Raw genomic sequence first — 19,842 nt, forward strand, 5'->3', positions numbered from 1 at the left:
CCTGCACCGCGCGAGGCGATGCAGGTCGGTCGTCAGCGTTACTTCACCAGCGGGCAGCCGCCGTCCTTCAGCGGCCGGAACGCCTGGTCGGCCGGCACTTCGGCGAGCAGCTTGTAATAGTCCCACGGGCCCTTGGATTCCTCGGGCTTCTTCACCTGGAACAGGAACATGCTGTGCACCATGCGGCCGTCCTCGCGCAGGATGCCGTTGTCGGTGAAGGCATCCTTCACCGGCAGCTCGCGCATCTTGGCCATCACGGTCTTGGTGTCCTTGGTGCCGGCGGCCTGCACGGCCTTGAGGTAGTGCAGCGTGGCGCTGTAGGTCGCGGCCTGGTTCATCGTCGGCATGCGCTTGATGCGCTCCTGGAAACGCTTGCCGAAGGCGCGGGTCTTGTCATTGAGGTCCCAGTAATAGGCCTCGGTGATGATCAGGCCCTGCGCGAGCTTGAGCCCCAGGCTGTGCACGTCGGAGATGAACATCACGATCGCAGCCAGGTTCTGGCCGCCGGCGACGATGCCGAACTCGCCGGCCTGCTTGATCGCGTTGATGGTGTCGCCGCCGCCGTTGGCGAGCCCGATGATCTTGGCCTTGGAGGCCTGGGCCTGAAGCAGGAAGGACGAGAAATCGGCCGTGTTGAGCGGATGCTTGACGCTGCCGAGCACCTTGCCGCCGGCTGCCTTCACCACATCGCCGGTGTCGCGCTCGATCGAATGACCGAACACGTAGTCCGCGGTGAGGAAGAACCAGCTGTCGCCGCCGTTCTTGACGATGGCGCTGCCGACGGTGTGGGCGTTGGAATAGGTGTCATAGGTCCAGTGCGCGGTGTAGGGCGAGCAGGATTTGCCGGTGATGTCGGAGCTTGCCGCATCGGTCACGATCATCACCTTCTCGTACTGCTTCGACAGCTCCATCACCGCGAGCGCGGTGGCGGAAGTGGGCAGGTCGATGATCATGTCGACGCCCTCGGTCTCCCACCACTTTCGCGCGATGGTGGAGGCGACGTCGGGCTTGTTGAGCACGTCGGCTGCGACCATCTCGATCGGCTTGCCGAACATCTGGCCGCCAAAATCCTCGATCGCCATCTTGGTGGCTTCGACATTCCCCTGGCCGCCGATGTCGGAATAGACCGAGGAGAAGTCGGAGAGCACGCCGATCTTGAGCGGGGTCTGCTGGGCGGAGGCGGGGACGATCAGGGCAGCCGACAGCAAGCCGGCCGCAGACACGAGTGCTGCGATAGGTCTCATGGATACGTTTCCTCTTGTACGGGACTATTCTGTCCCTTTGTCCGACAAAGTTAGAGCGAGGTTCCCAAGGAGTCAATTTGCTGCATCTGCGGCATGAATGACGCAGTTTGACGCGTCTTCGGGGCGATCCTATAGTTTGTCGGACAAACGCCATTGGGGGTTACCGTGCCGATTTCGCCGCTCTTCCGTCCGATCGATGTCGCGCCGGCCTATCAGAAAGTCGCCGACGCCATCGAGCGCGAGATCGTCAATGGGCGCATCAAGCCCGGCGATCCCATCGGCACCGAGCATGATCTGGTGCGCCAGTTCGGTGTCAACCGCTCGACCATTCGCGAAGGCATCCGCGTGCTTGAGGAGGGCGGCTTGATCAGCCGCGATTCCTCGCGCCGTCTGCACGCCTGCCTGCCGCGCTACACCAAGCTCGCAAGCCGCCTCAGCCGCGCACTGGTGCTGCACGAGGTCACGTTCCGCGAGCTCTACGAGGCCTCGATGACGCTGGAGGTGGCGAGCATCGAAGGCGCGGTGGAGCGCGCGACCGAAGAGAACCTCGCCGAGCTCACCGGCAATCTCGTGCGCAGCGAGGCCGTGGTCGGCGATCCCGCCACGCTTGCCGAATGCGATGCCGAATTCCACGTGCTGGTCGCCAAGGCCTCGCAGAACCGCGTGCTCCAGCTCGCACGCGAGCCGGCGGCGCAGCTGTTCTATCCGACCACAGAGATGATCGTGACCGGCGTTGCCGAAGGCGGCCCACGCCTCGTCGCCGCGCATCGCCATCTGATCGACGCAATCCGCCGCCGCGACCGCGAGGCGGGCGTGCTCTGGACGCGCCGGCACTTGCAGGACTGGCGGCGCGGTTTCGAGAAAATCGCCTCGCTCGATCGGTCGGTCGAGCACATGTACATGGAGCACGCCCAGGCGGCCCGGCGCAGATAGGCGCCTGATGAAGACGCAAGATTTCAGCCAAGAAATCCAACAAACAAAGACGTTACACGGAGGAACACATGACCGGCGACATCGCGGCTACCATCTCGAAAGCGCGCGAGCATTCCATCGGCGATCTCTTGCGCCGCTCGGCAGTCCGCGAGCCGAACAAGCTCGCAGTGAGCTGCGGCCATGTCAGCTGGACGTTTGCCGAGATGGACGCGATCTGCAACCGGCTCGGACGCGGCCTGCTCGGTCTCGGCGTCAGCAAGGGCGATCGCGTTGCCGTGCTCTCACGCAATTCGCACGCGTTTGCGGCGTTGCGCTTCGCGCTGGCGCGGATCGGTGCGGTGCTGGTGCCGATCAATTTCATGCTCAACCCGGATGAGATCAATTTCATCCTGAAAAGCTCCGGCGCGAAGCTGCTTGCGACCGGCCCCGATTTCGTCGAGCCGGCAAAGGCCGCAAGCGCCAGGGATTGCGAGGTCGAGAAGATGATCTGGCTGCCGGGCGAGGATCCGGCATCCGCGCCCGCGGGCCTCACCAATTTCGACGATCTCCTCAGCCCCGACGGGTCGTTCCTGGAGGCCTCCGTCGACAGCCGCGATCTCGCACAGATCGTCTACACCAGCGGCACGGAATCGCTGCCCAAGGGCGCGATGCTGACCCATGAAGCCGTGATGTGGCAGTACGTGAGCTGCATCATCGACGGCGGCATGAGCGCGGACGACAAGTTCCTGCACGCGCTGCCGCTCTATCACTGCGCCCAGCTCGACGTCTTCCTGGGGCCGCAGATCTATCTCGGTGCCTCCGGCGTGATCACGGGCAAACCGACCGCCGACAATATCCTGGCGCTGATCCAGGCGCACAAGATCACGTCCTTCTTCGCGCCGCCGACGATCTGGATCGCGATGCTGCGCTCGCCGAACTTCGACAAGACCGATCTGTCGACGCTTCAGAAGGGCTATTATGGCGCCTCGATCATGCCGGTGGAGGTGCTGCTCGAACTTCAGCGCCGCCTGCCCAATGTCAAATTCTGGAATTTCTACGGCCAGACCGAGATCGCGCCACTCGCGACCGTGCTGCGGCCCGAGGACCAGCTGCGCAAGGCCGGTTCGGCCGGCAAGCCCGTGCTCAACGTCGAGACGCGCGTGGTCAACACGGCGATGGAAGACGTGAAAGTCGCCGAGGTCGGGGAGATCGTGCACCGCTCGCCGCATCTTCTCTCCGGCTATTATAATGACCCCGTGAAGACCGCGGCGGCCTTCACCGGCGGCTGGTTTCACTCCGGCGATCTCGCCACCGTCGATGCCGAGGGCCACATCACTGTGGTCGACCGCGTCAAGGACATGATCAAGACCGGTGGCGAGAATGTCGCGAGTCGCGAGGTCGAGGAGATGGTCTACCGCATCCCTGCGGTCTCCGAGGTTGCCGTGGTTGGCCTGCCCGATCCGCGCTGGATCGAGGCGGTGACCGCGATCGTCGTGGTCAAGACCGGCGAGACGCTGGAGGAGGACGCCGTCATCAAGCACTGCGCCGGCCAGATGGCGCATTTCAAGGTGCCCAAGCGCGTCATCTTCGTCGACAGCCTGCCGAAGAACCCGAGCGGCAAGCTGCTCAAGCGCGAATTGCGCCAACGCTTCGTCGGCGGCGAGACGCTCGACAAGGCGATCCAGAAGAATTTTGGGGCGTAAGCACGGAGCGGTCGCCATGAAGGTCTGGCAGGTCGAGCGCGACTGGTCGATCGAGGGGCTGGAGCTGGTCGATCTGCCCGAGCCCACGCCTGGCCCCGGCCAGGTCGCGGTGCGGATGAAGGCGGCATCGCTCAACTATCGTGATCTGCTCACGGTGCAGGGCAAGGGCGGCGTCTCACGATTGCCGCTGATCCCGTTCTCGGATGGTGCCGGCGAAGTCATCGCGGTCGGCGACGGCGTTGCCCGCGTCGCGGTTGGCGATCGCGTCTGTCCGATGTTCTTCCAGTCCTGGATCGACGGAAAGGTATCGGCGACCAGCCGCCGCTATGCGCTCGGCGGCACGCGGCCGGGCGTGTTGCAGGAGGTGATGCTGCTCGATGCCGAGGGCGTCAGCCGCATTCCATCGCACCTTTCATTCCTGGAAGCGGCGACGCTGCCCTGCGCCGGCCTCACGGCGTGGCGCGCGCAGTTCGAAGAGGCCAAGGTGAAACCTGGTGACACCGTGCTGGTGCAGGGCACCGGCGGTGTCTCGATCTTCGCGCTGCAATTCGCAAAGCTCGCCGGCGCGAGCGTGATCGTGACGTCGTCGAGCGACGAGAAGCTCGAACGTGCCAAAACGCTCGGCGCCGACCACACCATCAATTATCGTACGGTGCCGGAATGGGGCAAGGCGGCGGCCGACTGGACCGGCGTCGGCGTCGACCACGTCGTCGAGGTCGGCGGCAAGGATACCTTTGCACAGTCGCTCGAGGCTATCAGGGTCGGTGGCAACATTCTGGTGATCGGCGTGCTCACCGGCTTCTCGCAGCAGATCGCGATACCGAGCCTGTTCTCCAAGAACCTGCACGTCATCGGCTTGTCAGTCGGCAGCCGTCGGATGTTCGAGGGGATGACGGCCGCGATCGGCCGCAATGGCATGAAGCCGGTCATCGACCGTGCGTTCGGCTTCGATGCCGTGCCGGACGCGTTGCGGCTGATGCAGCAGGGCGGTCACTTCGGCAAGATCGTGGTTGAGTTTCCTTAGCCCATCTCGCCAGAAAGCTTCCTGACGTCGTCGGGCGTCCGTCCGAAGCGGCGGCGGAATGCGCGATGGAAGTAGGAGACGTCGTGAAAGCCGGCGAGGTGCGCGATCTCGATGATCTTGCGCGCGCGCAGGTTTGGATTTCGAAGCAGCCGCTCGGCGCGCAGCAGCCGCTGCTCCAGCACGAAGCCGCTATAGGTGATGCCGGCCTGCTCGAACATCAACTGAATCGTGCGCGGGCTGATCCGGTGCGCGGCTGAAAGGACGGTGAGCGACAGCGCGGGGTTGTCGAGCTGGGCCAGGATGTCGGATTTGAGGGTTTCGAGACGCGCCGCCGCAAGGCCGCGCATGCGAGCTTGCTCGGCGACATCGCCGCGCGCTCCGATCATCAGCACGGAGAGGTCGAACAAATGCTGCGAGACCGCATCGAGCTCCGCGGGCGCGAGCTTGTCGGCATAAGTGTGCGCGAGATCATAATATCGCAGGAACATCGAGGTGATCGGATTGGCGCCGGGGATCGACTGCGCGATCAGGTCCTCGGCATTCGGGCACGCGCGCAGCAGCGCCTTGCGCGGCAGTAGCGCGGTCTGGAAGTTGCCGTGCGTCGTCTGGGTGATATGGGCGCCCTTGATCGAGGGGTCGCCGATCGTGACGTCGCCGGCGGCGACCTCCAGCGGACGTCGTCCCATGGCCCCGCTCAGCGCCGAATTCGGCGACATCGTGATCACCAATTCGTCGTTCGTCCCCAGCGATACGAAGGACATCGGCGTGCCGAACGAGGCCGAGAGTCGGAGGCGCGGAAGAATAGCCGGCGAAATGGTCCGGTGAACACGTCCTTCCCCGATCGGAACGAAATCGACGTCGGCGACCTGGCGGCAAAACTGCTCGCGCCATCTTTCATAGGCCTGGCCATTCGGGTCGCCATCGAATGAGAGTTGAGGCTGGATCATCGATCGGGAAGGGCAGGTTAGTTGGCGATTTACGGCAGGTTGTATCGTCGGGCCGGTGCTCCGCAACCGCAAAAGCGCCGGATTGCGTGATAAGCCACTCGCGATGACGCGCTGTGACCGCGACCTGGTGCCGCAGCCCGGTGTGCCGAGATGAAAAAGCGCGAGCGCGAGCGCCAGCACGAGCAGCGCCCGGTGCTTGAGCAGCATGGTGAACGCATCCGGCGCGCTGTCGGGATCATCCTCCTTGCAGCCGCGCGCGGCGCGATCGTCGATCGTCGATCGCCTTTGCGGGGATCATCAGCACGCAGGCGATCGCGATGGCGCCGAACATGGCCGCCAGCGCGAACACGGCGACATAGCCGAACGTGTAGTCGAGATAGCCCGACAGAGGCGGGGAGGGGAGCGCGATGCCATCGGGACGTTGAGCGACTGCCGGCGCAAATGGTCTTGCACAAGCAGGGCTGACAAGACGGGCTGACATGACCGGCCAATGGCGCCGGGGCGGACCGGAAAGTAACATGTGCTAGCCGGGTTGGTTCCTCCGCACTTGCGATGGGAGGGCCACGGCGTCATCTCGTGGGTGTCCCCTTCTTCTTCTGGATCACGGCCATGCCCCTCTGGACCTGCGAAACCTGCGGCGCGCAATTTTCAGACAGCGGAAATCCGCCCGCATCCTGTCCGATCTGCGAGGACGAGCGGCAGTTCGTGAACTGGAAGGGCCAAACCTTCCTCACACGCGAAGCGTTGGCGGAACGGCACCGCCTTGCCTGGCGGGACGATTTCGGCCTCACCGGCGTCGGGTCCGAGCCGAGCTTCGCCATCGGCCAGCGCGCGCTGTTGGTGCCGCTCGGCGACGGCTGTCTGATGTGGGACTGCGTCCCGCTAGCGACGTCGGAAGCTATCGCGCATGTGCGCTCGCTTGGCGGGCTGAAGGCGATCGCGATCTCGCATCCACACTTCTACGGCGCGTTTGCCGACTGGAGCGAGGCGTTCGGCGGCGTGCCGGTCTATCTCCATGCTGATGACCGCCAGTGGGTGATGCGGCCGCATCCCGCCATCGTGCACTGGACCGGCGATCAGCAGCGCATCTCCGACGATGTGCTGCTGCTGCGCACCGGCGGTCATTTCGCGGGCGCCACCATGCTGCACCATGCGCGCGGTGCGGATGCCGAGGGCGCGCTGCTCACGGGCGACATCGCGCAGGTGGCGATGGACCGCCGCTTCGTCAGCTTCATGTACTCCTATCCGAACTACATGCCACTCAACGCCGCCGCGGTGCGGCGGATCGCAGCCGCTGTGGAGCCGCTCGCCTTTGACCGCATCTACGGCGCCTGGTGGGGCCGCAACATCGCCTCCGGTGCCAAGGCCGCATTCGCGGCGTCCGTGCAGCGATACATTGCGGCCATCGCCTGACGCGCGACGACCAAACCCCCCTTGTTCTGATCTAATAACTGTACTATAAGTACAGATATTAAGCGCGACGCAACGATGCGTTTGCCGGTCCGGCACGAACAATGCATCGTTGTCTCGGCGGGCGCATGTTGCGGCCGCGTGAGCGGGAGTTGGACGCATGACCGGGCAGCGCGACTACGAGATTTTTGAGGCCGGCGACGTCATGCTTCAATCCGGCGCCGTCTTCCCCGCGATGAAGCTCGCCTACAAGACCTACGGCACCCTCAGCCCGGCCAGGGACAACGTTATCCTCTACCCGACCTCGTTCAGCGCCCAACACTACGACACGGAATGGCTGATCGGGCCCGATGGCGTGCTCGACCCTACGCGCTACTTCATCATCATCCCGAACCTGTTCGGCAACGGCCTGTCGTCCTCGCCGTCGAATTCCGGCGAGGCGCCATTCCCGCAAATCACCTATCACGACGCCATCGCGGTCCAGCACCGGCTGCTGACCGAGCGCTTCGGCATCACAAAGCTGGCGCTGGTCTATGGCTGGTCGATGGGCGGCATGCAGACCTATCATTGGGCGGCGCTGCATCCCGACATGGTCGCGCGGGCCGCGGTGGTCTGCGGCAGTGCGCGCTGCGCGCCCTATAATTACGTCTTCCTCGAAAGCGTGAAGGCTGCGCTGACCGGTGATCCCGCCTTCCGCGACGGCCGCTTCGTCGAGAAGCCCGTTGCCGGCTATCGCGCCATGGGGCGCGTCTATGCCGGCTGGGCGATGTCGCACGGCTTCTATCGCGACGAGCTCTGGCGCGAGGCGGGCTTCACCTCGCTGGAGGATTATCTGGTCCGGAATTGGGACGCGACCTTTGCCCGGCGTGATGCCAACGATCTCCTCGCGCAGGCCGGGATCTGGCAGCGCGGTGACATCAGTCGTTGCGCTTCATTCGGCGGCGACCTCGATCGGGCGCTGGCCGCGATCAAGGCGCACATGCTGCTGATGCCGGGTGCGACCGACCGCTATTTCGACGTCCGCGACAACGAGGACGAGCTGGGCAGGCTGGTCAACGCAAAATCGGCGGTGCTGCATCCGATCCCGTCGCTGCACGGCCATCGCGCCGGCAACCCCGTCAACAATCCGCGCGACCAGGCCTTCCTCAAGGCCGAGGTCGCAGAGCTTCTCAGCAAATAGGGCGAGTCCTCGATCATGACTGACGCGACCGTTTCAGAGCCCGGCCATCGTCTGAAGCCGCTGACACCGGCGATGCTGCGCGAATTGTCGGTGCGCTCGAACCTCAGGGGGGCCGCGAAAAGTCTCAGCCATTACGGTCTGGTAGTGCTGGTCGGCGCGCTGGTCTGGAAGGTCTCTTCAGCCTGGGGCGTGTTATGGGCGCTGCCGCTGATGGCGGTGCAGGGCTATTTCGTCGCCTTCCTGTTCATGGCGCTGCACGAGACCGCGCACAAGACCGCGTTCAGGAGCCGTGGCCTCAACCTTGCGGTCGGCTATCCCTCGGCCTTCATCATCGGACAACCTTACGAATATTACTGCCTGTTTCACTGGGACCATCATCGCTACACCCAGGATCCGGACAAGGACCCGGAGCTGATCGTCGGCGTGAAGCCGACATCCGACACGCAGCTCGCGCTCGCCTATAGCGGCCTGCTTCAGGTCGCCGGCCGCCTCCAGTTGATGCTCGGCCACGCCGTCACCGGCAAGGTCACCGTGCCCTGGATTCCCGAAAACAAGCGCGCCACCATCGTGCGCGAGGCGCGCGCCTATGCCGGGCTCTATGCGCTGTTGCTCGCGCTCTCGCTGTGGTTTTCCTCGGCGTTGCTGCTCTGGGTCTGGATTGTCCCGCTGATCATCGGGCAGTCCTTCCTGCGGCCCTATCTCTATGCCGAGCACACCGGCTGCGACCGCACCCGCAGCGCCTTCCAGAACACGCGCACCACCTACACCAGCGCGATCGTCAAATGGTTCGCGTGGAATATGCCCTACCACGTCGAGCACCACGCCTATCCCTCGATCCCGTTTCACGCGCTGCCGAAGCTGAACGAGATCGTCGACGACGAGATCGTCCATCGCGGCCGCGGCTACATCAGGACGACGCGCGAGACCTGGGCCTGGTTTCGCCGGCATCGGCAGATTGGTTAACCCAATGCAAAACTCCGGCCGCGATGCGACCGGAGCTTTGTCGAGGACGTCAGATATCAGTAGATCCCGTAGGCGCAGACATTCACGACGCGGACGCGCAGGCCATGGCGGGTCCGGACGACGCGCTCCTGGTAGCAATTGCTGACGCCGGTGTTGACGTAGACGCCGCCAAAGCCCCAGCCGGGACCCCAGTGATGATGGAAGCCGTGGGCCGAAGCCGCGGTGGGCGCGAGAGCGGCAGCACCGAGCGAACCAGCAGCGATCAGACCAAGAGCAAGCTTACGAAACATTTTCATTCTCCAGTGTGGCGCTAAGGCCGTTGTTGTGTCCCTGCTTCTCCGTCGGGCCGAGACGCGAACGCGTTCAGGGCGCGAGGCAGGAATCGTGTTTCAGGAATGTTTCGTGGGCTTCGGTGAAATGCGCCGCTGTCAGGCTTTTCGCGCCGCTGCGCGATAGCGCGCAGCCATCGCCTGCGTCATCTCCGCCATCTTCTCGCGAGATCGGCGGGCTCCAGCACTTCGGCCTCGGACCCAAGCCGCAGCAATTCGGATGCCGCGTGCCATGACGTCTTGCCGGTCGGCACGCGCGCGATGCGCCAGCCGTCCGCATCCGTGGTCTCTTCAAGTTGCGTGCGCGCCTTGACGTAAGGCTGGCTCAGCGCGTCGAGCAGTTTGACGCCGAACGGCGACAGCCGCACGATCGCGACATTGGGATGCATCTCGGCTTCGAGGCGAAGCGTCGCAGCCTGCCAATAGGCGGCGAGATCGAACGCGGCGGGACGATCGAAGCGATCGTCGAGCGCGGTGCAGTCCAGCACGCGCGCGATGCGATAGGTGCGCGTGCTGCCGTCGACGTGACCGGCGAGATACCAGCTGCCGCCCTTCAGCACGAGCCCGAGCGGTGCGACGCGGCGCTGCTTCTCCGCGCGCCAGCTCTGGTAGCGGATCCTGATCAGCGTCCCGCGCAGAGCCGCGCCGGCAATGGTGCGCAGATGTTTGGGTTCTTCCGTCTCGCCGAACCAGCCGGGGGCGTCCAGGTGAAAACGCTCCTGCATCCGCCCGGCATCTTCGCGAAGGTTGGCCGGGAGTGCCGCCATCAGCTTGTTCTGCGCGGCGATCATCGCCGCGTCCAGCCCGAGCGCCGCGGCCGGTCCCGGCAGTCCCGCAAGGAACAGGGCCTCCGCCTCGTTCTGCGACAGGCCGTTCAAACGCACGCGATAACCGTCGAGCAGGCGATAGCCGCCCTCCGCGCCGCGGTCGGCATAAACGGGGACGCCGGACGCCGCGAGCGCGTCGATGTCGCGATAGATCGTGCGCACCGAGACCTCGCAGGCTTCCGCAAGCTCGGGCGCAGTGACCTGCCCCCTGGCCTGGAGGGTGGTGAGGATCGACAGCATTCTGCTCGCGCGCATGATCCCTTAAACCATACCTGACACAGGATGTCAGGTATGGTCCGCTACAAGCGCCATCGCCAGCCGGCCAGATGGAGACCTGTTATGACCGATCAAAACCGCATCACCCTGTATTATTCGCCGCAAAGCCGCGCCACCGGCACGCGGGTGCTGCTGGAGGAGCTGGGCGCGCCCTACGATCTCCACGTCCTCAACATGAAGGCCGGCGAGCAGCGCCACGGCGCCTATCTCGCCATCAATCCGCTCGGCAAGGTGCCGGCGGTCCGCCACGGCGAGGCGCTGGTGACCGAGCAGGTCGCGATCACCATCTATCTCGCCGATCTGTTTCCGCAGGCGGGACTGACGCCCGCGCTGAACGATCCGCTGCGCGGTCCTTACCTGCGCTGGATCGCCTATTACGGCGCATCGTTCGAGCCGGCCCTGATCGACAAGTTCATGCAGCGCGAGCCGGCACCGATCATGCAGTCACCCTATGCCGATTACGACACCATGCTGGGCGCGCTCGAGGCGCAACTGTCGAAGGGTCCGTATCTGCTCGGCGAGCGCATGACGGCCGCCGATATCTTGTGGGGTGTCGCGTTCAGCTGGACGATGATGTTCGGCATCGTGCCGAAAAAAGATGTATTCGTTCGTTATGCCGAACGGATGACGAACCGGCCTGCGTTCCAGCGGATCAATGCCGCCGACGACGAGATGGCGGCGCAGCATGCCGCGGCTGCGGGTGGTTGAATGTTCCAGGGTTGCAGATGGCAAAGTCGATGCACACGACCAACTGCTTCAACACCTTCATCCGGGTGGCTGAAGACTGTCCCGCGCATACTGGCGAGGAGCCGCCGCTGCGCGCGGGAAAGCCGACGGTGGCGTGCCTGCAATACGAGATGATCGCCAAGGCACCCTACAAGCACACCTCCGACGACGTGATCTTCGCGACGTCTGCGCCGGGACGTGAGCTCGATGTGACGGCGACGAAGACGGAGAAGCATGCGGCCCGTGAAGCGTTTTTCTCCCGGGGCCAGGCGTGCATGAGGGCGTCGAGCCTGGGCAAGCGCTTCGGCTGGGGCGTTCATGCCGACAGTGAGGGCCGGATCGCGATTTACGCCGTCGACAGCAAACGCTACCAAGTGCTCGTCCGCGATCCCAAGCTCACGCAGGTGCGCGCGATGCGGTCGCAGCGGGCGTGATCAGAATTTTGGCGGCCGTTTTTTCGCGAACGCCTTGATGCCTTCCTTGATCTCGTCGCCGCGCATGCTGTCGCGGTGGCGCTGGTCGGCGGCGGCTTCATCCAGCTCTCCGCGGGCGAATTCATTGATGGCGCGCTTCATGCCGCGCATCGCCTGCGGGGCGTTGCCGGCGAGAACGCTCGCGAGCTTGTCAACCTCTTCATCGAGCGTTTCCTCCGGCACCATGGCCGTGAGGTATCCGATCCGCAGCATCTCCGGCGCGCTGATTTTCTGCGCGGTGAGGAACAGCTTCTTCGCATTGTCGACGCCGAGCCGCGTCACGTAACGCTTGATGCCGCTTCTGTAGTAGTGCAGCCCGAGCCGCGCCGCCGGCATGAACATCTCGGCGGTGTCGACGCCGATGCGGAAATCGCAGGCGAGCGCGAGGTCGGTCGAGCCGCCATAGACGCCGCCATTGAGCCGGCAGATCGTCGGCACGCCGAGATCCTCCAACCGGTTGACGACGACCTCGAACGCCGAGCCCGCGCTCTGCTGCTCGTTGGCGCTGACCGCGCGCTCGGCAACCGAGTTGAGGTCATAGCCCGCGGAGAAGGCCCGCCCCGTGCCGGTCAGCACCAGCACGCGGATATCAGGATCGGCCTCGATCCGGTCGAAAAGTCTGACCAGCTCGCCGAGATCCTCGGCCTGGAGCCGGTTGAGATGTTTGGGCCGGTTGAGGCGGATGGTGGCGCGTGCGCCGTCACGTTCGAGCACGGGGCCTGAGGCTGCGTCGGCTGTGTCCGACATTCTTGTCTCCATTTATTTGTTTTCGAGTGTGCGGCGCTTGGCTTCCGCATCGATGGTCTCGGCGAGATCGGGGTGCCGCGCCATCAGCACGCGGAAATCGACGAGGTCGAGCACCAGCAGCCGCGACACCTTCGTGGTCGAGACATTGGCGCCGCGCTTGTTGTTGCCGAGCAGCGCCATCTCGCCGAAGAACGCGCCCTCGCCGAGCTGGACCTTCTTGCCGGGCAGGTCGACCTCGACCTCGCCGGCGGCGATGAAATACATGCAGTCGCCCTGCGTGCCCTTGCGGATGATCATGGTCCGCGCGGGCAGCTCCATGGTGCGCAGCATGTGGGTGACGTCGGCGATGGCAGCAGGGCCGAGCGCTGCGAAAAACGGCACCTTGCTGACGGATTCCCAGGTCTTGAGGAAATTGTCGCGCCGGGTCTCGGCGGCAAAGCCGGTCGCCAGAATACCAGTCCACAGCCCGAACACGCCGAGGCCGGAGATCATCACCATGGCCGCCACGATGCGCCCGAGCGGCGTCACCGGCACGACGTCGCCATAGCCCGTCGTCGTCAGCGTGACGACAGCCCACCACAGCGCGGCGGGGACGCTGCCGAAAGTCTGCGGCTGCACGTCCCGCTCCAGGAAATATTCGGCGACGGAAGCGAGGAACACCACCATCAGGAAGATCACGAGCACGCTGACCAGCGGGCCCGATTCCAGCACCAGCACCCGGCGCAGCTGCCGCAGGCCCGGAATGCCCGGCACCACCTTCAACACCCAGAGCACGCTGAGCAGCCACGCCGTCTTCGGCTCGATGCCGATCAGGAGCGCGGCCGGCACCGCCAGCGCGCCCAGAGCATCGACCACTCCGGCCGAGGAGGTCATGTAGAGCGACAGGCGCCCCGTCTGTGCCATGTGGCGCAGCCGGACCACCCATTCGAACACGAAATAGACGAGGCAGGCCCACAGCAGGGCGTCGACCCAGCGGTGCGCCGTCTCATAGGCCGGGTTGACCGTCAGCAGCACCATGCTGACCACGCCGAGCCCGACCGCCACATAGGCCGCCTTGGTCATGTTGCGGCCGGCCGTGGCGGCCACGAACTGGGCCAATGCGGGGATCAGCGGCTTGGACATGCGGGAAGGCGGGCTCGGTCGTGTCTCTTGCGGTCCCGGCTGGGACGCCGCCGCCAAAGTGCCCGCCCGGGCAGGAGCCGTCAACGACGGGCAGGGGGCTGCCCGCAGCATCGTCGGACAGGCACGCGGCAAGCCCGATGCCGTGGTGGATCCGGGGCGCTACCTGAAATGCGGCGGCTCGTCGTAGCCGCGGCGGCTGCTGAAAAAAGCAACATCATCAGGCCGATGCCGACGACGATGGCGAAACCCGCTCCCAGCGCCAACGCCACATAGCCTTCCGTCGGGATCGGCTCGCCCTCGATCGCCATTGCGGAATAGGCGAAATATCCAGCCGCTACCAGCATGCCCAGAAGGATTATGACGAGGAGTGTACGCATCGCGCGTGCTCCGGTTGTATCCGGGAGCAAACGGTTGTGGATGGGGGACGGTTCCCGGTTTCAGCCCGGGGATTCGCGGCAAGGCGCCGCTGCGAGACCCGTCAAACCGATAGGTCAGGCACTCTGAGCTGTCTTCACCACGACGATCTTGCTCTCGTCCTGCTGGGGAGGGGCCGTATCCTGGGCGACCTTGTCGGCCTCGCCGCAGTGGCGTTTGAGATAGTCGCGGCGCATGCCGATCTCGTCGCGGACGAACTCGTAGCCGAGCTTGAACGTGTCGAGCCCGTCGGTACTGATCGTGCCGTCCCTGAGACCTATGACCGCGCCGCGCAGAATGCCCTCCAGCTCGTCCTGGAGACATTCGAGCTGGTCCAGCGAATGCGCGTGCTCGATGCGTTCGCCGATGTCGAGGACGGCGGTGGAAAGCTCGCCAGCCTTCTCCGGCGCGATGCGGGTGATCTTGGCGTAGATCGCGGCGAAGATCGAGCCGATCACGCTGAGCGCGGCGGCGCCCAGATACATCAGGTCGCTGTACTTATCCATGAACGACTTGGTGTCGTCGTTGATGTAGTCGGCCGCCCCCTGATGCGCCATCACGTAGGCATCCTTCTCGACGGAGGCCGGCTCGATTCTGCTGGCGAAGCCGTTGTCGAGCCCGAGCGCGGATTTGTTCTCATAGACGACGCGCGCGAGCTCGCCCGCCGTGCTCGCCGACATCCTTGATTGCGCGACCAGCAGCCATTCGAGCCCGATCGTGTCGAGGTCGTCGTCGGGAATTTCCGGCGATGCGGACAGCGTGCCCGCAGTCAGCGTTTCACTGGAAATGCCGGGAATCTTGCGCGCGAGCGCCTTGGCCTCGTCGATCGCGTTCAGCGTGAAGCCGCCGCGCTTGGCGACCTGCTCATAGGCCTTGTCCCGCACCGCCCTGGAGGCATGGACGATGGCGATCACCGCGCCGAAGCCGCTCGCCGGCGCAAACAGCTTGTCGAGCGTTGCACCCTGCGGCGCCATCTGGATCCTGGCGGCATCCGGACCGTCGGGGATGTCGAGGATGCTACGGACGAAGGCGAGCGAGGATTCGTTCTCGGCGAGGACGGCAACTTTCTTCTTCTTCAACTCGGCGAGCGACTTGATCTTCTTGTTGCCGGGACCGAGCAGCAGCACCAGATCGTGCTCGAGGATCGCGAGCGTGCGCGCCCGCAGCGGCACCTTGGTGTCGGTGCGAAGGACGGCGAGGTCGGCCTGCTTGCGGTCGAACTGTGCGAGCGCCTTGGCATTGTCTGCGTTGTTGACGATCTTGATCCGGAAGCGCGAGGCGTTGTTCTTCAGCAAAGTGGCGAGCTTGGCGGCGAACAGCGCTTCGTCGCTGTTGGGGGTGCCGACGGCAAAGGTCAGCGTCTCCGAATTGTGCAGCATGGCGCGGCCGCCCCAGACGGTGGCGAGCGACAGCAGCAGCGTCAGCACGACGTAGAGAAAGACCTGCTGCTGATTGGTTTTGATCACCTTGGGGCGCCGCGGCGGCGGTTCGGTCGGTGACGAGGTTGGGCCTTCAGTACTCATGGCAGCACTCCGGCCCTATTCCTGAGTGGCGGGCGGCTCGCGGATGCGATCGCGGCGGGCGCCCTGCAATTCCTAAACGTCTGAAAAAAGAACGATATTCTCTGCCGACAATGATAGCGCGCCGGTACCGGAATGCAAAATTCGAGCCGGAGGTAACCTTACTCGATCTGGCCGCGGCGATTGGTCATCCTATCACCAGTTAGCCACAGTTGGCGATTTTCCAGTTCCCCCCGGCTGCATTCCGTCGCGGGAGATGTCATAAATCACACGTCCCGGCGATTTGACCGGTCCAAAAAGAAGTTGCGCTGAACGCTCCGGTCTTTCTTGTCACGTCAATGAGGGCGTCAGCTTGTCGTTTCCACCCATGTCATCGGCGGTTCCGGTCGAAGCGCTCATTGGCTGGATGTTGCTGCTCACCTTCAAGCACATCATCGCCGATTTCGTGCTCCAGACCGCCTGGATGGCGCACGGCAAGGACCAGAAGCACGGCTGGGCTTTGCCGCTTCTGGTGCATTGCCTGATTCACCTCGCGGTTGCGCTGCCGCTGATCCTGTTGGTGGCGCCGCGATTCTGGTTCGTCGCGTTCATCGACTTCGCGATCCACATCACCATCGACCGCGCCAAGGGGTTCGTCTCCGCCAATTTCGGTGTCGACCTGGCGCATCCCTGGTTCTGGACCCTGATCGGCGTCGACCAGGCCCTGCATCATTTGACCGGCTTCGGCCTTTCCATCTTCATGGCGGCGAACTGAGGCCGGCGGGCCTGCGGATAGTCGTCGATCGGCATTCACAAGAGGTCGTCATGCCCGGGCTTGTCCCGCCTGCGCGGCCGAAGCCGCTTCGGCGCGGCGAAGGCCCGGGCATCCACGTTCTTCGTGCCGCGTGGCCAGCCGTGGATGGCCGGGACAAAGGCGAGCGGAAGCGACGCCGTCCTTCGGACGGCTATGCCCAGCCATGACGCCGTGGAGGCATTGGCGTCCCGACTTTTCGGCTCAGATGTGGTGGCCTGACCCCCATTCGGTCGCCTCCGATTCGCGACGAGGGCGCAAGGACCCCGGGTGACTACCGGGCGGCGTGGTTAACCTTTCATTAGAGAATTGCGCTGCATCTTCGGCAACGAGGAGAACCGCAATGTTTTCAAGCCGCGACGCCTATGAAAGCGATTTCTGCCCGGTCCGCGACGAGCTCCTTGGCGAGATGTATCGCGCCAGCGAGAGTGGCCTGCCGAGGCTGGTTGAGAGTGTTTCCCCTGACGCGCGCGCCAGGCTGGCGCTGTTCTGCTATCGCCGCAGCCATCTGCACTCGCTGGCGGTCGCGATCGCGGCCAGCTGCAACGAGCGTGACCTGATCGACAATGGCGGCCGCGTCGGCTCGACGCTCTACGCGCTGTCGCGCGAAAGCACGGTCAAATCGTCGCCGTCGCTGTCGGGGGGCCGCAAGCCGATCACGCTGTCGACCAAGCCGCTCTCGGTGCTTGCACCGCTTGAGGACGGGTTCGACGACGAGGTCAGCGAGGCCGTTCCAGCTGTAGCCGTTCCAGCCTAAGCGACCTCGATTACCGGCAGTCCGAATTTCCGCCGCGCCATCGCGCATTCGGCGTCTCCCGGCATGCAGGTGCGGCACACCTCCGGCCGGACCTCGTAAATGCCGCAGGCCGTCTGCTTTCCGATCTCCCCCCGCAACGCCGAACAGCGATCGCCCTCGCAGCGCATGCCGGATTGGCGCGCGTTGACGAGCGTCTCGGGGATTGCGGCAAGCTCCTCGTCGCTCTCGATCGAGAAGCGCGGCCAGTTCTCCGAATAGCCACAGCAGGCGCCGCAGCTCTGGCACCAGCTCGACAGATCGACGGGGGAATTCTCTTCCATCGCGCTCACGTGTCCTTTGGCGGGCCCCAGACCAGGCTCTGCCGCCATCTTGCGCGCAGCACGTCGCGCCGCTCCGGATATTTATCGTCGAGATAGTTCGCATCCACGACGCGGTCGGTGCGGAAGCTGCGGAAGTCGCCGCGCAGCTCGCACCAGGCCGCAAGCAGGCGCACGGCTTCGAGATAGCCGACCGAGATCGGCCAGATCATGCGCTCGCTGGGGCGGCCCTGCTCGTCGCGGTAGCGCAGCATGATCTTCCTGCCTTCGTGGATCTGGGTGCGCGTGCGCGCCATGTCGAGGCGATCCGGCTCCCTGTTCCAGCTCGGCCGCGCGCGGCTTGCCGGCTCCAGCACGAAGGGACGCAAGCGCTCAGGCACGGTGTCGGCGATCTTGGCCATCAAATCTTCGGCCGCGCGTGCCAGCGCGGAATCGGCATGGCCCGCGACCCATTGCGCGCCCAGCACCGCCGCCTCGATCTCGTCGGGTGTCAGCATCAAGGGCGGCAGGTCGAAACCCTTCTCCAGGATGTAGCCCATGCCGGCTTCGCCGCGGATCGGCACGCGCTGGCCGATCAAGGTTGCGATGTCGCGATAGATGGTGCGCTTCGAGGTCTCGAGCTCGGCCGCGATCGCGTCCGCGGTCAGCGGCTTACGCGTGCGCCTCAGCACCTGGATGATCTGAAACAGCCGGTCGGCGCGTCTCATGGCAATTCTCTTATCGGGGACGGATCAGAAAATGGCGCGCTGCTGCTGACAGGATGTTGGCAGCAGGGGGTGTCTATACCGGGACAACACATCGACTGAAGAGGATTTGTCCATGATCATTCCAACCCATTTTGGCCCGGCGATTCCGATGTCGCGGGCACAGGTCTGGTCCGCCAGGGCACTCGGCCGCCTCGTTTCGTTCGATCTCATGGCCGTCGACCTCCGATTTGCTCTTGCAAGCGTGATGGCACGCTTGCTGACCCAGGCTGCGGACGCGCTGGCCCGCCATGTCGTTCGTAGTGTCATGGCCCGCGCCTGGCGGGGGGCCCGTTTCGCAGAAGATATCACGGCTGCTGCCACCATGGTGGCAGCAGCCGGTCACTAGGTTCCCTCAAAGTTTCGCAAGTCCAAATTTCGCAAGCCCAAATTTCGCAGGTCCAGGAGAGAGTTCGCATGATCACGCTTTATGGCTTTGGCGCCGGCTTCGGCCTGCCGGAAATCAGCCCCTTCGTCACCAAGACCGAGGTCCAGCTCAAGATGGCGGGACTGCCCTACCGGAAGGAGCGGGCGATGCCGCCGGCCTCGCCCAAGGGGCAGCTGCCGTTCATCGACGATGGCGGCGAGGCGGTGGCCGATTCCACCTTCATCCGCGCCCATATCGAGCGCCGCTATGGTTTCGATTTCGATGCCGGGCTGTCGCTGGCCGAGCGGGCGCAGGCCTGGGCGTTCGAGCGCATGATCGAGCATCACGTCTACTGGGCGCTGGTCGGGGCGCGCTGGGTCGATCCGGTCAACTTCGCCAAGGGGCCCGCGCATTTCTTCGACGGCGCGCCGGAGCACAATCGCGAAAAGTTGCGCGAGGATGCGCAATTCCGTGTCGCCGAGAACTATCTGCTCTCCGGCCTCGGCCGCCACGCGCCCGATGACGATGTCGATCTCGCGGTACGTTCGCTGTTCGCGCTCTCGGTCCAGCTCGGCGACAAGGCCTACCTGATGGGCAACAAGCCCTGCGGTGTCGATGCCACCGCCTTCGGCGCGCTCGCCGGAATCCTGACGCCCTTCTTCGAATCCGGCCTGCGTCAGCGCGCCGAGGGATTTGCGAACCTCACCGCCTATGTCGACCGCATGATGGACGATTATTATCCGGAGTTCGCCTGGACCCCGCTGCGGCAGGCGGCCTGAGGCCTGATGAGATGAGACTCGCCTAGCGCCCCGACGGAGGTGCGTTCCCTCCCCCCTTGCGGGGGAGGGCTAGGGAGAGGGGTGGTCCAGGAAAAGGTACCCGTTGTTGATGATGCATCGAGGGCGGGTGCACGACGGAAAGAATTCCCGTGTGGCACCCCTCTCCCTGCCCCTCCCCCGCAAGGGGGGAGGGAACGGAGAGAGCGCTGCTGTAGGCCGACTCGATTCGACTTCGCACTCGCCAATCTCAAACCCAAAACAAAAGAGCCGGC

At 64.7% G+C, this 19,842-nt stretch carries 22 protein-coding genes and 2 pseudogenes; 13 read left to right on the forward strand and 11 right to left on the reverse strand.

Annotated elements, in window-relative coordinates; all coding sequences use genetic code 11:
* Positions 1–38 precede the first annotated feature (38 nt).
* Entirely contained in the window at positions 39–1,244 is a 1,206-nt protein-coding gene (locus tag AB7Z56_RS05220; RefSeq protein ID WP_085403529.1) for an ABC transporter substrate-binding protein, read from the reverse strand.
* 165 nt (positions 1,245–1,409) lie between these two features.
* On the opposite strand from AB7Z56_RS05220, the gene AB7Z56_RS05225 reads away from it, so the two are divergent.
* The 3 genes from AB7Z56_RS05225 (at position 1,410) to AB7Z56_RS05235 (ending at position 4,883) form a co-directional block, all read left to right on the forward strand.
* Positions 1,410–2,177: a FadR/GntR family transcriptional regulator gene (locus tag AB7Z56_RS05225; protein WP_283017990.1), complete on the forward strand. Its 768-nt coding sequence runs from the start codon at positions 1,410–1,412 to the stop codon at positions 2,175–2,177.
* Between the two features lie 68 nt (positions 2,178–2,245).
* Positions 2,246–3,859, forward strand: coding sequence for an acyl-CoA synthetase (locus tag AB7Z56_RS05230; protein WP_063980910.1), 1,614 nt, complete (start codon positions 2,246–2,248; stop codon positions 3,857–3,859).
* 16 nt (positions 3,860–3,875) lie between these two features.
* Positions 3,876–4,883 carry a zinc-dependent alcohol dehydrogenase family protein gene (locus tag AB7Z56_RS05235; protein ID WP_063980911.1) on the forward strand — a complete coding sequence of 336 codons (1,008 nt, stop codon included), beginning with the start codon at positions 3,876–3,878 and terminating at the stop codon, positions 4,881–4,883.
* Here the strand turns inward: AB7Z56_RS05235 and AB7Z56_RS05240 are convergent.
* Entirely contained in the window at positions 4,880–5,569 is a 690-nt protein-coding gene (locus AB7Z56_RS05240) for a helix-turn-helix domain-containing protein (protein ID WP_245328533.1), read from the reverse strand. The genes AB7Z56_RS05235 and AB7Z56_RS05240 overlap by 4 nt on opposite strands.
* Here AB7Z56_RS05240 and AB7Z56_RS05245 point away from each other — a divergent pair.
* Positions 5,568–5,708: a hypothetical protein gene (locus AB7Z56_RS05245; protein ID WP_245328534.1), complete on the forward strand. Its 141-nt coding sequence runs from the start codon at positions 5,568–5,570 to the stop codon at positions 5,706–5,708. The genes AB7Z56_RS05240 and AB7Z56_RS05245 overlap by 2 nt on opposite strands.
* A 357-nt stretch (positions 5,709–6,065) precedes the next feature.
* Here the strand turns inward: AB7Z56_RS05245 and AB7Z56_RS05250 are convergent, their stop codons facing one another.
* Entirely contained in the window at positions 6,066–6,311 is a 246-nt protein-coding gene (locus tag AB7Z56_RS05250) for a hypothetical protein (RefSeq protein WP_063980913.1), read from the reverse strand.
* A gap of 128 nt (positions 6,312–6,439) precedes the next feature.
* On the opposite strand from AB7Z56_RS05250, the gene AB7Z56_RS05255 reads away from it, so the two are divergent.
* The 3 genes from AB7Z56_RS05255 (at position 6,440) to AB7Z56_RS05265 (ending at position 9,383) form a co-directional block, all read left to right on the forward strand.
* Positions 6,440–7,243, forward strand: coding sequence for a hypothetical protein (locus AB7Z56_RS05255; RefSeq protein WP_063986073.1), 804 nt, complete (start codon positions 6,440–6,442; stop codon positions 7,241–7,243).
* A gap of 157 nt (positions 7,244–7,400) precedes the next feature.
* Positions 7,401–8,420: an alpha/beta fold hydrolase gene (locus tag AB7Z56_RS05260; protein WP_063980914.1), complete on the forward strand. Its 1,020-nt coding sequence runs from the start codon at positions 7,401–7,403 to the stop codon at positions 8,418–8,420.
* Positions 8,421–8,435: 15 nt separating this feature from the next.
* Positions 8,436–9,383 (forward strand): fatty acid desaturase, encoded by a 948-nt coding sequence (locus tag AB7Z56_RS05265; RefSeq protein ID WP_063980915.1) that lies wholly within the window; start codon positions 8,436–8,438, stop codon positions 9,381–9,383.
* Positions 9,384–9,439: 56 nt separating this feature from the next.
* Here AB7Z56_RS05265 and AB7Z56_RS05270 read toward each other — a convergent pair whose 3' ends face one another.
* The gene (locus AB7Z56_RS05270) at positions 9,440–9,673 is read right to left on the reverse strand and encodes a hypothetical protein (protein WP_014498305.1); all 234 of its coding nucleotides are present in this window, start codon (positions 9,671–9,673) and stop codon (positions 9,440–9,442) included.
* A 138-nt stretch (positions 9,674–9,811) separates the two neighbouring features.
* A pseudogene (locus AB7Z56_RS05275) lies at positions 9,812–10,794 on the reverse strand (helix-turn-helix transcriptional regulator).
* 84 nt (positions 10,795–10,878) lie between these two features.
* Between AB7Z56_RS05275 and AB7Z56_RS05280 the strand changes: the two are divergent.
* Both AB7Z56_RS05280 and AB7Z56_RS05285 read left to right on the forward strand, forming a co-directional pair.
* Complete coding sequence (locus AB7Z56_RS05280; RefSeq protein WP_063980917.1) at positions 10,879–11,523, forward strand: glutathione S-transferase family protein; 645 nt, start codon at positions 10,879–10,881, stop codon at positions 11,521–11,523.
* A gap of 17 nt (positions 11,524–11,540) precedes the next feature.
* Positions 11,541–11,975, forward strand: a complete 435-nt coding sequence (locus tag AB7Z56_RS05285; protein ID WP_063980918.1) for a DUF6157 family protein — start codon at positions 11,541–11,543, stop codon at positions 11,973–11,975.
* On the opposite strand, the gene AB7Z56_RS05290 is transcribed toward AB7Z56_RS05285, so the two are convergent.
* The 4 genes and pseudogenes from AB7Z56_RS05290 to AB7Z56_RS05305 all read right to left on the reverse strand — a co-directional run bounded on the left by AB7Z56_RS05290 (position 11,976) and on the right by AB7Z56_RS05305 (position 15,820).
* Complete coding sequence (locus tag AB7Z56_RS05290; RefSeq protein WP_063980919.1) at positions 11,976–12,761, reverse strand: enoyl-CoA hydratase/isomerase family protein; 786 nt, start codon at positions 12,759–12,761, stop codon at positions 11,976–11,978.
* Positions 12,762–12,773: 12 nt separating this feature from the next.
* Positions 12,774–13,883, reverse strand: coding sequence for a cyclic nucleotide-gated ion channel (locus AB7Z56_RS05295; RefSeq protein ID WP_063980920.1), 1,110 nt, complete (start codon positions 13,881–13,883; stop codon positions 12,774–12,776).
* A 159-nt stretch (positions 13,884–14,042) separates the two neighbouring features.
* A pseudogene (locus tag AB7Z56_RS05300) lies at positions 14,043–14,260 on the reverse strand (hypothetical protein).
* A 114-nt stretch (positions 14,261–14,374) separates the two neighbouring features.
* Entirely contained in the window at positions 14,375–15,820 is a 1,446-nt protein-coding gene (locus AB7Z56_RS05305; RefSeq protein WP_063980921.1) for a TAXI family TRAP transporter solute-binding subunit, read from the reverse strand.
* 403 nt (positions 15,821–16,223) lie between these two features.
* On the opposite strand from AB7Z56_RS05305, the gene AB7Z56_RS05310 reads away from it, so the two are divergent.
* Together AB7Z56_RS05310 and AB7Z56_RS05315 are read left to right on the forward strand one after the other, a co-directional pair.
* Positions 16,224–16,571 (forward strand): DUF3307 domain-containing protein, encoded by a 348-nt coding sequence (locus AB7Z56_RS05310; protein WP_038933545.1) that lies wholly within the window; start codon positions 16,224–16,226, stop codon positions 16,569–16,571.
* Between the two features lie 379 nt (positions 16,572–16,950).
* Complete coding sequence (locus AB7Z56_RS05315; protein ID WP_028148857.1) at positions 16,951–17,364, forward strand: hypothetical protein; 414 nt, start codon at positions 16,951–16,953, stop codon at positions 17,362–17,364.
* Here AB7Z56_RS05315 and AB7Z56_RS05320 read toward each other — a convergent pair.
* Both AB7Z56_RS05320 and AB7Z56_RS05325 read right to left on the reverse strand, forming a co-directional pair.
* Positions 17,361–17,684 (reverse strand): YkgJ family cysteine cluster protein, encoded by a 324-nt coding sequence (locus AB7Z56_RS05320; protein ID WP_063986074.1) that lies wholly within the window; start codon positions 17,682–17,684, stop codon positions 17,361–17,363. The two genes, AB7Z56_RS05315 and AB7Z56_RS05320, sit on opposite strands and share 4 nt — an antisense overlap.
* Positions 17,685–17,689: 5 nt before the next feature.
* The gene (locus AB7Z56_RS05325) at positions 17,690–18,388 is read right to left on the reverse strand and encodes a helix-turn-helix transcriptional regulator (RefSeq protein ID WP_063980922.1); all 699 of its coding nucleotides are present in this window, start codon (positions 18,386–18,388) and stop codon (positions 17,690–17,692) included.
* Between the two features lie 112 nt (positions 18,389–18,500).
* On the opposite strand from AB7Z56_RS05325, the gene AB7Z56_RS05330 reads away from it, so the two are divergent.
* Positions 18,501–18,773 (forward strand): hypothetical protein, encoded by a 273-nt coding sequence (locus AB7Z56_RS05330; RefSeq protein ID WP_063980923.1) that lies wholly within the window; start codon positions 18,501–18,503, stop codon positions 18,771–18,773.
* A gap of 68 nt (positions 18,774–18,841) precedes the next feature.
* Positions 18,842–19,570: a glutathione S-transferase family protein gene (locus tag AB7Z56_RS05335; RefSeq protein ID WP_028157342.1), complete on the forward strand. Its 729-nt coding sequence runs from the start codon at positions 18,842–18,844 to the stop codon at positions 19,568–19,570.
* Positions 19,571–19,842 lie beyond the last annotated feature (272 nt).

It is taken from the genome of Bradyrhizobium sp. 482_C4_N1_8 (genome assembly GCF_052075965.1).
Classification (GTDB): domain Bacteria; phylum Pseudomonadota; class Alphaproteobacteria; order Rhizobiales; family Xanthobacteraceae; genus Bradyrhizobium; species Bradyrhizobium barranii.

Excerpts from the sequence above, each read along its gene's own strand:
- AB7Z56_RS05255 (WP_063986073.1), top strand. The coding sequence starts at position 6,440 with ATGCCCCTCTGGACCTGCGAAACCTGCGGCGCGCAATTTTCAGACAGC.
- AB7Z56_RS05325 (WP_063980922.1), bottom strand. The coding sequence starts at position 18,388 with ATGAGACGCGCCGACCGGCTGTTTCAGATCATCCAGGTGCTGAGGCGC.
- AB7Z56_RS05230 (WP_063980910.1), top strand. The coding sequence starts at position 2,246 with ATGACCGGCGACATCGCGGCTACCATCTCGAAAGCGCGCGAGCATTCC.
- AB7Z56_RS05315 (WP_028148857.1), top strand. The coding sequence starts at position 16,951 with ATGTTTTCAAGCCGCGACGCCTATGAAAGCGATTTCTGCCCGGTCCGC.
- AB7Z56_RS05250 (WP_063980913.1), bottom strand. The coding sequence starts at position 6,311 with ATGTCAGCCCGTCTTGTCAGCCCTGCTTGTGCAAGACCATTTGCGCCG.
- AB7Z56_RS05290 (WP_063980919.1), bottom strand. The coding sequence starts at position 12,761 with ATGTCGGACACAGCCGACGCAGCCTCAGGCCCCGTGCTCGAACGTGAC.
- AB7Z56_RS05330 (WP_063980923.1), top strand. The coding sequence starts at position 18,501 with ATGATCATTCCAACCCATTTTGGCCCGGCGATTCCGATGTCGCGGGCA.
- AB7Z56_RS05305 (WP_063980921.1), bottom strand. The coding sequence starts at position 15,820 with ATGAGTACTGAAGGCCCAACCTCGTCACCGACCGAACCGCCGCCGCGG.
- AB7Z56_RS05280 (WP_063980917.1), top strand. The coding sequence starts at position 10,879 with ATGACCGATCAAAACCGCATCACCCTGTATTATTCGCCGCAAAGCCGC.
- AB7Z56_RS05270 (WP_014498305.1), bottom strand. The coding sequence starts at position 9,673 with ATGTTTCGTAAGCTTGCTCTTGGTCTGATCGCTGCTGGTTCGCTCGGT.
- AB7Z56_RS05285 (WP_063980918.1), top strand. The coding sequence starts at position 11,541 with ATGGCAAAGTCGATGCACACGACCAACTGCTTCAACACCTTCATCCGG.
- AB7Z56_RS05240 (WP_245328533.1), bottom strand. The coding sequence starts at position 5,569 with ATGGGACGACGTCCGCTGGAGGTCGCCGCCGGCGACGTCACGATCGGC.
- AB7Z56_RS05220 (WP_085403529.1), bottom strand. The coding sequence starts at position 1,244 with ATGAGACCTATCGCAGCACTCGTGTCTGCGGCCGGCTTGCTGTCGGCT.
- AB7Z56_RS05265 (WP_063980915.1), top strand. The coding sequence starts at position 8,436 with ATGACTGACGCGACCGTTTCAGAGCCCGGCCATCGTCTGAAGCCGCTG.
- AB7Z56_RS05245 (WP_245328534.1), top strand. The coding sequence starts at position 5,568 with ATGGCCCCGCTCAGCGCCGAATTCGGCGACATCGTGATCACCAATTCG.
- AB7Z56_RS05335 (WP_028157342.1), top strand. The coding sequence starts at position 18,842 with ATGATCACGCTTTATGGCTTTGGCGCCGGCTTCGGCCTGCCGGAAATC.
- AB7Z56_RS05310 (WP_038933545.1), top strand. The coding sequence starts at position 16,224 with ATGTTGCTGCTCACCTTCAAGCACATCATCGCCGATTTCGTGCTCCAG.
- AB7Z56_RS05235 (WP_063980911.1), top strand. The coding sequence starts at position 3,876 with ATGAAGGTCTGGCAGGTCGAGCGCGACTGGTCGATCGAGGGGCTGGAG.
- AB7Z56_RS05320 (WP_063986074.1), bottom strand. The coding sequence starts at position 17,684 with ATGGAAGAGAATTCCCCCGTCGATCTGTCGAGCTGGTGCCAGAGCTGC.
- AB7Z56_RS05295 (WP_063980920.1), bottom strand. The coding sequence starts at position 13,883 with ATGTCCAAGCCGCTGATCCCCGCATTGGCCCAGTTCGTGGCCGCCACG.
- AB7Z56_RS05260 (WP_063980914.1), top strand. The coding sequence starts at position 7,401 with ATGACCGGGCAGCGCGACTACGAGATTTTTGAGGCCGGCGACGTCATG.